This window comes from Capnocytophaga sp. oral taxon 412 str. F0487, assembly GCF_000271925.1.
Classification (GTDB): domain Bacteria; phylum Bacteroidota; class Bacteroidia; order Flavobacteriales; family Flavobacteriaceae; genus Capnocytophaga; species Capnocytophaga ochracea.
In genome coordinates this window covers 1-13,166 of the sequence record NZ_AJZR01000043.1, presented here as the reverse complement: position 1 = coordinate 13,166, position 13,166 = coordinate 1, and the positions used below count along the sequence as shown (strand labels likewise).

Here is a 13,166-nt window from a genome sequence, read left to right as displayed (position 1 = left end):
ACCGAAAATTAGCAACTTAAATATTTCTATTCCTTTAAGTTTTTTGCTATATTTATCGACTCCTGTTTCTTTTACAAGAAATTCTAACTCTTTATCTTCTATCTTAGAAAAGATATTTGAAATTCTTTTTCTATTCTTTATTATAGTGGTCATAACTTTTTTTTGCAAAGATAATACTTACACAGTATTCCTACAAAAAAACATAGTTAAAAATCAGTGCTTTATAAATCTTCCTTACAGTTTTGGTTTCAAACTTTGGCAAAGTTAATTGCCCGTCGTACTACGACTGCCTGTGTGGCTCGCACCTTTGGCAAAGTTGAATAAACTAAGAATATCTCCGCTGGTTTACAAGGCGCAGCCTTGATTTTGTTTAAATTTTGTTTAATTTCTGAGGCACAGCCTCATTCCTCTAACTCAAACTCGCACCTCATTTTCTAATTCCCAAATTTTCTAATTTGTCAATTAACCATTAACCACTAACCATTTAATCAACAGCCTTTTACCTTTTACCTTTTACCTTTTACTTAAATAATTTTCAGAATTATTTTTGCATTTCCACAAAAAGCATTACTTTTGCCGTTTGATTAATAACACTAAACAATTTTATATATGAATCAAGGGTTAAAAAATGGCATATTGTTTTATTGAGAGTTGTACTTTGTAGCTTGTCCCCCTTCGGGGGAACGGGGGCTTTTAATGAAACATTTAAACATTCCTTAATCCAACCTGATTCACAATTTATACTTTTATAAACGATTTATAAACAATGGCAGTACTCGAAAAGATTAGAAGTAAAACCGTATTCCTTATCGCGATTATTGGGCTCGCCCTCTTCGCTTTCATCATCTCCGATTTCATAGGTAAAGGGCGCTTTAGCAACCATACGCCCAACGAAATAGGTAGCGTAAATGGCGAAGAGGTACCTATCGATGCATTCCGTCAGCAAGTGGAAAATGCTACCCGTCAAGCTAACGGACAAGTATCTAGCATCGAAGCCGCTAAATACGTCTGGGAACAAAACGTCCAACAAATCCTCCTCAACCAACAAATCGAAAAATTAGGTCTCAGTGTAGAAAAAGACCAGATTTTAGCAATTCTTGCTAAAACACCGCTCGCTCAAAACCCTCAGTTTGTGAATGAGTACGGAGTGTTCGACGCAAATAAATTCACCAACTATTTGGCTACCCTCAAAAACACCAATCCGCAAGCCTATGCTCAGTGGAAAATGCAAGAAGATGCTATTATCGAAGATGCTAAACAGCGAATGTATTTCAGCCTTATCCGCGCAGGTCTCGGCGTTACCAATACCGAAGCCGAAATGGAATACCATCAGGAAAAAGACCTCGCCGATATCAGCTATGTAGCGTTGCAATACAGCTCTATCGATGATAAAAGCGTAAAGGTAACCGATAGCGAGATACAAGATTATATCAAGAAACACGAAAAACAATTTAAACAAGAGGCTTATCGAAATATCCAATATATAGTAGTGAGCGAAAAACCATCGCAAACCGATATTGAAACCGAAAAAGAAAGCCTACTCAAGCTCTTGCAACCCGAAGTAGTGTTTAACAGCAAAACCAATAAAAACGATACTATTGCAGGCTTTGCTAAAACAAAAAACATCAAAGATTTCGTAGACCGTCATTCCGATGTGCCTTACGATAGCATTTTTGTAAATAAAGACAATCTTCGTTCTTCTTACGCCGATACTCTTTTTAACCTTCCGGTAGGCAAAGTGTTCGGTCCTTATGAAGAAGACGGAAGTCTCAAACTCAGCCGTATGATTGCCAAACAACCAGGCGGTGCTGTGAAAGCAAGCCACATTCTTATAGCCTACGCCGGCAGTCAGGCAGCTACGCCTAATACTACCCGTACTAAGGAAGAAGCTAAGGCAAAAGCCGAAGAGCTTTTAGCTCAAGCCAAAGCAGCAGGTGCTGATTTTGCGCAACTCGCTCGTGAAAATTCTGAAGAACCAGGAGCTGTTTACAGTGCAGGCGACCTCGGGTTCTTCTCCAAAGGCGCTATGGTAAAACCTTTTGAAGAATTTGCTTTCAACAATGCTGTAGGTACTATTGGGTTAGTAGAAACCGATTTTGGCTTCCACGTAGTAAAAGTAACTGATAAAGCCGAAGCAGTGAACATCGCTACTATCAGCCGTAAAGTAGACCCTTCCGAAGCGACTATCAACTCTCTTTTCTCTAAGGTAACTAACTTCGAAATGAAGGCAGCTCAAAATCCCAAAGAGTTTGCTAATATTGCTAAAAAGAGTGAACTTTCAGTGCTCCGTGCCGATAACCTACATAAGAACGACGACCAAATTATAGGATTGGGCTCAAACCGCTCTATCGTACAATGGTTGTTCCAAAAGGACACTAAAATAGGTGATATCAAGAAATTCACCAGTGGTGGTAACTATATTGTAGCCCAATTGGTAAAACAAGGCGAAGAAGGTATTAGCTCAGTACAAGAGGCTACTCCTATGGTAAAACCAATTCTCATTCGCGAGAAAAAAGCCGCTATCTTAAAAGAGAAAGCCAAAGGTAATAGCCTCGAAGCTATCGCTTCAGCTAACAAAACCGAAGTGAAAAGCGCTGCGAACCTCATAATGAAAAACCCAACTATCATAGGCGAAGGACGCGAACCTAAAGTAGTAGGTGCAGCCTTCGGACTCAAACAAGGTCAGCTTTCTAAACCTATCGACGGCGAAAATGCGGTATACGTAATCCAACTTACCTCAGCTACTGTAGCTCCTGCATTGGATAACTACAAAACCTATGCTGAAACTGTTGAGAAACTCCGCACCGACCGTGCTGCTCAAGGTATTCTCAAATCATTGGAAAGCACTGCCACCATTAAAGAAAACCTAAGTGCTTTCTATTAATAAATAGAAATTAGGAAAATAGAAAACAGGAGTTAAAGATGTATGTCTTTAACTCCTGTTTTCTTACATTCAGTAATTTTTCAAATTTGCTAATTTGCTAATTATTTTTTACTTTTGCCAAAAAAAGAAGATTATGCCCTACATAATTACCATTACGGACAACAATCCTCAAGCTTTAGCTTTTGTAGAATATGCCAAGAAACTTGACTTTACAAAAGTTTCTATGAGCAAAGAGGTTGACGAAATTATCTCTTACAACGATGATTTAGAAGAAGATGAATACGGTATACCTATCAAATACCGCGAAGAAATAATGGCTATGAGTAAAGAATCTAATAGAAATATAGCCAGACGTTGGAGAGAAGATCTCGCTAAAAAGAAAGAGAAACAAGCAATATGATAGTTATTTCAGATACTAATATTATCTATAGTTGTTTTTATAAACCCAATGGAGTAATTGCTAATATTTTAAAAGATAAAAAGAAAAACATTCAGTTTATAGCTCCTGATTACCTTTTAGAAGAAATAGAAGAACACTTGCCTAAAATTATGAAGAATAATAATCTTTCTAAAAAGCAAGCGAGTATTCTTTTGGAAGAATTTATTCAGAACATTACTTTTTTTAAAGTAGATGATATTCCTCAACAATATTTAGATAAAGCAGAAGAAATAGCTAAATTTGTCGATCCTGATGACTACCCTTTTATAGCTCTTCATTTTGAAAAAGGACACAAGATATGGACTTGTGACTTTGAACTAATTAAAGGACTAAAAGAAATGGGCTATGATATATGTGTAACGACTAAAGACCTTAAAGCCAAACGTTATAAAAAAACAACTGACTAACTATCCTCATTTCCTATTTTCCTCAGCTGGCGCGAGCTTGTAGTTCAGCTGGCGCGAGCTTGTAGCTCGTGCCCATTCTAATTTTCAAGTTTGTTAATTATTTTTTATCTTTGCATCACCAATCTTTTACCTTTTACTTTTTATCTTTTACCTAAACAAATGGATTTAAGCAACTACCGAAAAACGTACAACAAGCGTGCTCTTTTAGAAAGCGATGCTCCTGAGAATCCTATGCAGCTCTTTCAAACTTGGTTTTACGAAGCCGATGAGAGCAACAGTGTAGACGAAGCCAATGCAATGTCAGTAAGTACCATAGGGCTCGATGGTTACCCAAAGACCCGCGTGGTACTCCTTAAACAGTACACTTACGAAGGCTTTATTTTCTACACCAATTACAACAGCGAAAAAGGGAAAGCCATTCTCGTCAATCCTCACTTGTGTTTATCTTTCTTCTGGCCATCTCTCGAAAGGCAAATCATCATCAAAGGTATTGCTGAAAAAGTCCCTGCCAATACCTCCGACGGTTATTTTGAGTCACGTCCTTTGGGTAGTCAGTTAGGGGCAATAGTATCACCACAAAGCGAAGTAATCCCTTCAAGAGAATATCTCGAAGAGCACCTGCACGCATTAGAAAAACAATACGAAGGCAAAGAAGTACCTCGTCCTGAGCATTGGGGAGGTTTCTTAGTCCGACCACAAAGCCTTGAATTTTGGCAAGGACGCCCCAATCGTCTACACGACCGTCTGCGTTACACTCTTACTGAAGACTACGATTGGAAATTAGAGCGATTAGCACCGTAATAATTAGCCAATATACTAATTTTTTTATTTATGAAGGGTAGCAATGTGAAAGAGTCGCACACTTTGCCAAAGTTTCAAATTTTGGCAAAGTTGAATTGTCAATTTTATGGATATTCTCTCCGCTGATGTGAGTTTGTAGCTCGTTCCATAATAATACAATATAAATCCTATGATAGAGAAAGATTACCTCAAACGGCAAATAGACCTTTTCTTTGAAGAGCTCACCGCACTATTGAGCAAAAAGCCCGCAAAAGAAGAGCAACTCAAATATTTGGACTACTTAGCCGAAAAATATACTCCACACACACTTACTTATTTCATCAATACTCCTACAGATACAATACTTTTAGCCTATAAAAATAGTGAAGATACCTTAGAAATCATCTCAGAACTATTGTTTTTTTTCGATGATAAAACTACCCTCCAGAAAACCGCTGATATTATAAAATACCTCAATCGTAGTAGCAAAGAATATTCTTTCAGGAGAAATACTCATTTACAAGAACTCATACATAAGTTATAATAACCTTTGGTTAATTTGCTAATTTGTAACTATTTCTTATTTTTCACATTGGAAAAAACATTGTTGTACAATGGAATATTTTATTGTATTTGCTTAATAAATAACTATTTGCGTTAATAATAAGAAGAGAGAGTAAAAAATATTTTCACTTTCCTGCACGTAAATAGAAATAAAAATATTACCTTTGTAGCTCAAAAAAACTTTTTGATAAAAACCAATGACAGTAGAAGTAAAAAAAGAAGGTAAATTTTCATACATCGAAAAAGGTGAGGGCACACCTATCATTATCTTACACGGATTGATGGGGGGGCTTAGTAACTTTGAAGAAGTAGTTTCTTTTTTTTCCAGCAAATATAAAGTGGTAGTCCCCGAACTGCCTCTCTTCTCTATGCCATTGCTCACAACTTCGGTGAAAACATTGGCTAAATATATACAGAAATTCATCAAACACAAGAAGTTTGAAAAAGTAATCCTGCTTGGCAATTCGCTTGGTGGACACGTAGGTTTGCTCTATGCTAAAATGCACCCTAAAAACGTACTCGGATTAGTGCTTACAGGTAGTTCTGGGCTGTACGAAAAAGCAATGAGCGATGGCTATCCACGTCGTGGTGATTACGATTTTATCAAAAAGAAATGCGAAGAAGTGTTCTACGACCCTGCCGTAGCTACTAAAGAAATTGTAGATGAGGTATTTGCTAATATCTCCGACCGTTCTAAACTTATCAAAACTTTGGCACTTGCCAAAAGTGCTATCCGCAATAATATGGCAAAAGATTTGCCTAAAATGGAAACCCCTACTTGCCTCATCTGGGGTAAAAACGACAATGTAACCCCCCCTAAAGTCGCTGAAGAATTTCACGAACTATTGCCTAATTCCGAACTGCATTGGATAGACAAATGTGGTCACGCCCCAATGATGGAGCACCCTCAACTGTTCAACGAGATTTTAAATAAGTGGCTTGAAAATAAGGAGGTAAGATGATAAAAAAAGCTGAATTTGTGATGAGTAACTCTCAGGTGAGTAAGTGCCCCAAGGAAAATTTACCTGAATATGCTTTTATAGGGCGTTCCAACGTAGGGAAATCGTCGCTTATCAATATGCTTACCAATCACAAGAATTTGGCTAAAACTTCGGGGCGTCCAGGGAAAACTCAACTCATCAATCATTTTAAAATAGATAGTAGTTGGTTTTTAGTAGACCTCCCTGGTTATGGTTATGCAAGGGTATCCAAAGAAACTAAAAAGGTATTTCAGCAATTTATTACTAAATATTTTGAGGAGCGACAACAGTTGGTATGCGCATTTGTATTAGTAGATGTGCGCCACGAACCTCAGAAGATAGATGTGGAGTTTATGCAATGGTTAGGAGAACACAGCATTCCGTTTGCTATTGTTTTTACCAAAGCCGATAAACTCAAACCTTTAGCTATTGAGCGCAATATAGCAGCTTATCAACAAGTACTCCTCGAAACTTGGGAAGAATTCCCGCCCTACTTCATCACTTCAGCCGAAAACAAAACCGGCAAAGAAGAACTTACCCATTACATCGAACAAATCAATAAATCAATTGACAATTGATAATTAACAATTGTTAAAATACTTCTGATATTACCTTTACTATATTATCTGATTTTCCCATTGAATAATAGTGCAAGACAGGTACCCCAGTGGCTTTGAGCTCTTTGCTCTGCTGAATTGCCCACTCTATACCCACTTGTTTTACCTCGTTGTTGTTCTTGCAGGATTCCACTGCTTTGATGAGCTCTTCGGGGAAATCTATTTTAAAGGCTTGTGACAGAAGGTTGAGGTGCTTTTTAATAGCAATAGGCTTAATTCCTGGTATGATAGGCACATTGATGCCTGCTTCTTTGGCTTTCTCTACAAACTCAAAATACTTCTGATTGTCAAAAAACATCTGTGTTACCACATAGTCGGCACCCGCATCTACCTTTTCTTTTAGGCGCGCCAAGTCCGAGGTGAGTGAGGGAGCTTCAATGTGTTTTTCAGGATACCCCGCTACTCCTATACAGAAATTAGCCTTATGGTCGGCAGCAATGCCGTTGAGGTAAATCCCCTTGTTCAAATTGCTGATTTGAGTAACGAGTTCGGTAGCGTAGGTATGTCCGCCCTCAGTAGGCTGAAAGTAGCGTTGTTCTTTCATCGCATCACCGCGCAAAGCCATTACGTTGTCTATACCCAAGTAGAGGCAATCTACCAAAAGGTACTCAGTTTCTTCTTTTGAAAAACCACCACAAAGCACGTGAGGTACTGTATCTACTTTGTATTTATGCTGAATAGCCGCACAAATACCCACCGTACCAGGGCGCATACGGGTTACTTTCTTTTCCAATAACCCATTAGGATGTTCAATGTAATAATACTCCTCGCGTGAGGTAGTTACATCTATAAACGGAGGATTGAACTCCATTAGGGGGTCTATGTTTCGGTATAGTTCTTCAATATTATTTCCTTTTTTAGGAGGTACTACTTCAAAGGAGAAGAGTGTTTTTCCTTTGGCATTCTTAATATGGTCTGTTATTTTCATATTTTCCTTTAAATTCTTCTTTTGCTATCAGTGTATATTGTTTCACAAAGTCTGTTTTGTGAGCGGTATAAGCATCTCTGTCGTGCTCAAAAGGCTTCCAAAGAGACAATTTAAGCGTTTCATAGTCTTTGGCTACCGATGGGTGTGCTTGCAGTTCATCGCGAAAATAGAGTTCATCATTATCGCCTTCATAACGCAAGTGCAGATGAAACACACGTTCTGCAAACCCATTAATAGTATAGCCTTTATTAAAAGAAATCCTATCGTTTGTTTCATTCATACATAGATAACCTGATTGTAAAATGGCTTCTTTTAGCTTCTGAGATGAACTGTCTTTCTTCACTTCTAATAACATATCTACAATAGGTTTGGCTTGTATCCCTTCCACAGCAGTACTGCCTATATGGCTTAGCCGTACCACTTCGTTAGAGGGCAATTGTTTTAAAAGGAAACTGCGTTCTTCCTCATACCATTCTTTCCACAAAGGGTTGTGCTGTGTAAGATTGATAGGGAACAGTTGCCACAATTCCTGCAACGACATTTTTAACAAAGGATTTTCTTCTTGATTCATAGTGCTAACCCCTAAAACCTACTTTTCTCTGCTAATCTTAAAATATCGCCAAATACCCCTCGTGCGGTTACTGAAGCGCCTGCTCCTGCACCCTGTATCACGATAGGGTTATCGCCGTAAGATTCGGTGTAAATCTCAAAAATAGAGTCAGCACCTTTTACCTGACCGAGGGCACTGTTGCGCGGAACCGATACGAGCGATACGTCTAACTGAACCGTTTCGGTAGAAGCTAAGTCGCCGTGAAGGTCGCCTACATAACGCAGTACGTGGTCAGGGGCTTGTGCTTCTTTGATTTGCTGATAAGGCGCATTAAACTCGTCTAAACGTTGCAAAAAGTCTTGCACAGAGCCTTCTCTTAAATGTTCGGGGATAAGGTTTTGTATCTTCACATCGGTGAACTCATTTCCTAAATCGAGTTCGCGGGCTAAGATGAGCAGTTTGCGACCTACATCATTACCACAGAGGTCTTCACGAGGGTCGGGTTCGGTATAACCACTGTTGATAGCGTGCTGGAGCACCTCGCTAAACGGCTTGTTTTCTGCTGAAAAGGTGTTGAACAGATAGCTGAGCGTTCCTGAGAATATTCCCTTGATACGGGTGATGTTTTCGCCCGAATGGTGCAAGAGACGAATAGTGTCTATCAAGGGTAAGCCTGCCCCTACATTGGTTTCGTAGAGATAAGTTTTTTGGTGTTGTTTGAGAGTTTTGCGCAGTTCTTGATAGAAGTCAAACGAAATAGTATTCGCTATTTTATTAGCTGAAACCAAGTCGTAACCGCTCTTGATAAGTGGAATATAGTTGTCTACAAAGGTTTTGCTGGCGGTTACGTCTACGGCGATAAGGTTCTCTAAGTGATTTTTATCTACAAAGGCTTGCAAAGTGTCGAAGCTATAAGGCACGGCTTCTTTATCGAAGGCAGAACGCCAATGACTGCCAATTCCTTTTGCATTGGTGAGTAGCTGTTGTGAATTGGCAATTGCAACGATACGCAAACTGATGTTCTTGCGGTGGAGTATATTGTCGTGTGCTGCAATCACTTGGTCAATGAGGGTAGCCCCTACGGTACCTTTACCAAAGATTACCAAGTTGATACGGCGTGAAACCCCAAAGATTTCACCGTGAATTACGTTCAATGCCTTGTGGAGTTTTTTGGTTTTGAGTACCAAACTCACGTTTCTACCTGTAACGGCATTGTTGATGAGCAAAGGAACGATTTGGTTGCGTATTAGTGCGTTATAAGGGTGGTGGAAAGTAGCAAGCGGTTGTCCTACGATAGAAATTACAGCTACATCTTCTACGATGCTCACACTGCTCACATCATTGGTGTAGAAATCGTGTGAGAATTCCTCGTCTATAGCAGCTTTGGCAAGTTTAGCATCTTTAGAAGCTACTACCAAGCCTACCCCGCGCTCCGATGAACCTTGTGAGATGATACTCACACTGATACCTTTTTGTGCGAGCGCTTTAAAAATACGAGCATCTACGCCCACTTTGCCCAAGAGTCCGCGACCTTCCATCACGATAAGGGCATTATCCTTAATTACCGAAATCGATTTGATGCCCTCTTGCACGCTTTCTTTGTGAATGAGGGTTCCCTCATCTTCACTATTGAAAGTGTTTTTGATGCGCAACGGAATGCTTTTTTCAATGAGTGGGATAATGGTTTTGGCGTGGAGTATAGAAGCTCCAAAGTTAGCCAACTCATTGGCTTCTTCGTAAGAAAGATGACGTATAATTTTGGCTTCGGGTACTAACTCAGGATTGGCAGTGAAGATACCATCGACGTGGGTGTAGTTTTGCAGTTCGGAAGCGTTGAGGTAGTTAGCCAAAAGCGCTGCCGAATAGTTACTGCCATTGCGCCCTAAGGTAGTGGTATCGCCTTTTTCGGTGGAAGCGATAAAGCCTGTAACCACCACTACGTGATGAGGAGGAATGGTTGCAAAGCGGTCGCGGGTGAGTTTTTCGGATACTGAGTTGATAATTTGTGTGTTGCCTACCACAGCATCGGTTTTGAAGATTTCACGACTATCCACAAAAGTACTTTCCAAGCCTTTGTGCTGGAGTAGTATTGCCACAAGCTTAGCCGACATCAGTTCGCCTTGTGCCAATACCAAATCTTTGGTCTTAGGACTGTAGTCTTTCAGTAGCGAAACGCCTTCAAGGAGTTTTTCGAGCAACTGAAATTCGGACTCAAACGACACACTATCGTTATACTGCTGTTCGTCTTTCAGTTGTTGAAAGTCAGCAGTATAATCCTCGCCTTTACTCGCTTTTTCGAGCAAAGCCTCTAATTCATCGGTAGTGTTGCCTCGTGCTGAAACTACTACTGATATAGGTTCAGTTTTAGCAAGCCCAGCAATGATACTGAGTACCTTTTCAATGCCGTCATTGGCAAGTGATTTTCCACCAAATTTTAATATCTTCATTTGTTTACTTTTTATCTTCTACCTTTTTGAAAGTAACTTCTCCTTTTTTATCATTACGCACCACAAACTCATCTCCTCTAAGTTTTACAATTTTAAAACGACTTACTTCATCTTTAATAGCATTTCCTATATCAAAAAAGCTCATCGGAGTTTTAGTGAGGTAAAATTCTAAATCATAGCATAAATTAAGGTCTATAGATTCGACTTTATACATAGATTCGTGATTATAGGTCAGTAATAAAGCACACTTTTCATTCGTCTTAGGTACTTTTATTGTCAATTTCCCATTTTCGTCAGTATCACCTCCTGTAGGAGCTCCTTCTTTAAACAGAGAAACATCTACATTCGGTAAAGGCTTCTTTTCTAAATCGTATACTGTTAAGTTTAAAGTGATGTAATCTTTATAATTAGTATAAGGTTTAGCGATATAATATCCAGGGTATTTTACCTCTGTTAAATCGTAATTTAACACTAAAGAATCCTTCGTGAGGGTGTAATGACCTTTGCCATAATGAATAATTCCTAACTCACCTTCCTCAGCATAATCAAAAATGCCATTGCTATAGAACGTGTAGGTATCAGTAGCACAACACTCTATGTGCATTTCTTTCTCCTTTATATAATACTTACCTTCTATTTTTCTCTGCGCAAAAGTAAACGCATATGCACTTATAAAAAATAGCAATAATAAGAGGAGTTTTTTATTTGCATTTTGAGCTCCGTAGCTTTTAGCTATAATATTGAGCCCATTATCCATCAATAATTTATCATTAATCATTAATTAAACACTTTCTTTAAAAACTGTTCTAACTGTTTGTGTTCTATCAGGAAAGCATCGTGACCGTGTACGGAGTGGATTTCGTAATAATCTACGGGTTTGCCCATTTCGCGCAGTTCGGTTACGGTATCGCGGTTCTCTTGAGGAACGAAATACAAGTCGGAATCGGTGCTTACAATGGTAATATGTGCGGTGATAGGCGCTACAGCCTCGGCAAAACTACCGCGTTCTTTTGAAATATCTATGGTTTTTACCAATTGGTTCATCAGTTTGTAGGCGGAGAGTGAGAAGCGTTTGTGCAGTTTGTCGCCGTGGTGTAAGAGCCACGTTTCTACATTGTACAACTGCAACGGAATGTTGGTGGTGCGCTCAAACTTCAGTTTCAACGATTGAGGCGTGCGGTAACACAACATCGCGTGGAGGCGTGCATCGTGCAAGGGGTGTGTAGAGTTTTTGAGTATCTGCTCTTGCAAGAGGCAGTTACCTATAATCCAGTCGGTTGCTTTCCAATCGGCAGCTACGATTACCAATTCTTTGAAAAGGGTAGGGGCGAGGGCTGCCATTTCCCAAGCAATACCGCCACCTAACGAGCACCCTACAAGGGCAAATACTTCTTTAAGTCCTAAATGCTCGGTGAGCCCTTGGTTAAAAATGCGCGCTACATCTATACCTGCCCAATGCTCATAGTTAGGAATCATATCTTCTTCGCGTGCTCCAAAACCATTGCCAGGGATATTAAAAGCTACTACCGTGTATTTGAGGGTATCTATCAACTTCCCTTCACCGATGGCTTCTTTCCACCAGCCGTTTTCACCCGTAACTTGTGAATTGCCTGTAAAAGCGTGATTTACTACCACTACCGGAGCTGTGCCTAAGGCTTTTCCAAACACTTGATAATACACCCTAAGAGCGGGAATACGCACCCCACAAGAGGTAACGAAATCAGTAAGAGGGTAATGTAGAATATCGGACATAAAGGCGTTGCGAAATAGTTTATATGAAAAGCATTTAGATATATTTAGAATTATTTTCTTTTTCAGATACTCTAATCGGAAAATAATTCTGTGTTAAAACACTATTATTTTTATATTGATTTTGAAAGGCGCAAAAGTAAAAATAATTTTCTAAATAGACAAATAGTTTTTATTACATTTATTTTAATGTCAGTTTATTTAACTTTGGCAAAGTTTCAAACTAAGGTTGTAAGGAACATTTTTAACTATCTGAATAAGAATACATTTTTGAAGGATCTCCTCCGCAATGGATTACAATTTCTTTAATTATTTCATCTTGTAAACCATAACAAAATCGCCTTTTAGGGATTTTATAGCCTTTCAATCCTTCTTCTTTTATGTATGTCAATAGTAATATTGATGCTATTAATATTACATACATCATCACTTGTATGCCATTGAGATTTCTTGAAAAGAAATGTTTAAAGTTAAGCTCTTGCTTTATAAAACGAAAATACTGCTCTATCTTCCAACGATTCCTATAAATTCCGGCTATTTGCTCATCACTAAAATCATCGGTTAAGTTACTTAAAAACAGTATCTTCTCTTCTTTAATTTCTCCTCTCTTCTCATCCTTCTTTAGCAGTCTACCCTCTATCAAACGAAAGGTATTTTTTGTCTTCTTTTGACTTTTAGTGAAAAGATGTACTTTCTGACTGCTAATTAAGCGCAGATGCTCATCTTGCTCAGCTAATTTCTTTACTTGACTCCCTTCTGCTAAAATATACTTTGAGTCTTTGTAAATTCGGGTGACAAAATATTGAGTCTGCTCATCTGAA

Annotated in this window: 13 protein-coding genes; 7 read left to right on the top strand and 6 right to left on the bottom strand. The window is 38.9% G+C overall.

Annotated features, from left to right (window positions below):
• Positions 1–766 precede the first annotated feature (766 nt).
• From HMPREF1321_RS07450 to yihA, 7 genes are all read left to right on the top strand, one after another.
• The gene (locus HMPREF1321_RS07450; RefSeq protein ID WP_009422037.1) at positions 767–2,884 is read left to right on the top strand and encodes a peptidylprolyl isomerase; all 2,118 of its coding nucleotides are present in this window, start codon (positions 767–769) and stop codon (positions 2,882–2,884) included.
• 133 nt (positions 2,885–3,017) lie between these two features.
• Positions 3,018–3,284 (top strand): hypothetical protein, encoded by a 267-nt coding sequence (locus HMPREF1321_RS07445; protein WP_009417540.1) that lies wholly within the window; start codon positions 3,018–3,020, stop codon positions 3,282–3,284.
• Complete coding sequence (locus HMPREF1321_RS07440; protein WP_009422040.1) at positions 3,281–3,730, top strand: PIN domain-containing protein; 450 nt, start codon at positions 3,281–3,283, stop codon at positions 3,728–3,730. Before HMPREF1321_RS07445 ends, HMPREF1321_RS07440 begins: the two co-directional genes overlap by 4 nt.
• Before the next feature lie 159 nt (positions 3,731–3,889).
• On the top strand, positions 3,890–4,531 hold the full coding sequence (pdxH, locus tag HMPREF1321_RS07435; RefSeq protein WP_009422035.1) for a pyridoxamine 5'-phosphate oxidase: 642 nt from the start codon (positions 3,890–3,892) through the stop codon (positions 4,529–4,531).
• A gap of 169 nt (positions 4,532–4,700) precedes the next feature.
• On the top strand, positions 4,701–5,054 hold the full coding sequence (locus HMPREF1321_RS07430) for a hypothetical protein (protein WP_009422033.1): 354 nt from the start codon (positions 4,701–4,703) through the stop codon (positions 5,052–5,054).
• 217 nt (positions 5,055–5,271) lie between these two features.
• Positions 5,272–6,036, top strand: a complete 765-nt coding sequence (locus tag HMPREF1321_RS07425) for an alpha/beta fold hydrolase (RefSeq protein WP_009422039.1) — start codon at positions 5,272–5,274, stop codon at positions 6,034–6,036.
• On the top strand, positions 6,033–6,632 hold the full coding sequence (gene yihA, locus HMPREF1321_RS07420; protein WP_009422042.1) for a ribosome biogenesis GTP-binding protein YihA/YsxC: 600 nt from the start codon (positions 6,033–6,035) through the stop codon (positions 6,630–6,632). Before HMPREF1321_RS07425 ends, yihA begins: the two co-directional genes overlap by 4 nt.
• Before the next feature lie 13 nt (positions 6,633–6,645).
• Here yihA and metF read toward each other — a convergent pair whose 3' ends face one another.
• The 6 genes from metF to HMPREF1321_RS07390 form a co-directional block, all read right to left on the bottom strand.
• On the bottom strand, positions 6,646–7,599 hold the full coding sequence (gene metF, locus HMPREF1321_RS07415) for a methylenetetrahydrofolate reductase [NAD(P)H] (protein ID WP_009422041.1): 954 nt from the start codon (positions 7,597–7,599) through the stop codon (positions 6,646–6,648).
• A complete protein-coding gene (locus HMPREF1321_RS07410; RefSeq protein WP_009422034.1) occupies positions 7,577–8,170 on the bottom strand; it encodes a GrpB family protein in 594 nt (197 codons plus the stop codon). Before HMPREF1321_RS07410 ends, metF begins: the two co-directional genes overlap by 23 nt.
• 11 nt (positions 8,171–8,181) lie before the next feature.
• Positions 8,182–10,596 carry a bifunctional aspartate kinase/homoserine dehydrogenase I gene (thrA, locus tag HMPREF1321_RS07405; protein ID WP_009422038.1) on the bottom strand — a complete coding sequence of 805 codons (2,415 nt, stop codon included), beginning with the start codon at positions 10,594–10,596 and terminating at the stop codon, positions 8,182–8,184.
• Between the two features lie 4 nt (positions 10,597–10,600).
• A complete protein-coding gene (locus tag HMPREF1321_RS07400; protein WP_034575883.1) occupies positions 10,601–11,374 on the bottom strand; it encodes an Ig-like domain-containing protein in 774 nt (257 codons plus the stop codon).
• Entirely contained in the window at positions 11,374–12,348 is a 975-nt protein-coding gene (locus tag HMPREF1321_RS07395) for an alpha/beta fold hydrolase (protein ID WP_009422036.1), read from the bottom strand. The genes HMPREF1321_RS07400 and HMPREF1321_RS07395 overlap by 1 nt, the downstream gene beginning before the upstream one ends.
• A 241-nt stretch (positions 12,349–12,589) precedes the next feature.
• Positions 12,590–13,166: IS4 family transposase (locus HMPREF1321_RS07390; protein WP_009421172.1), on the bottom strand; the 577-nt coding region annotated here is incomplete at its 5' end.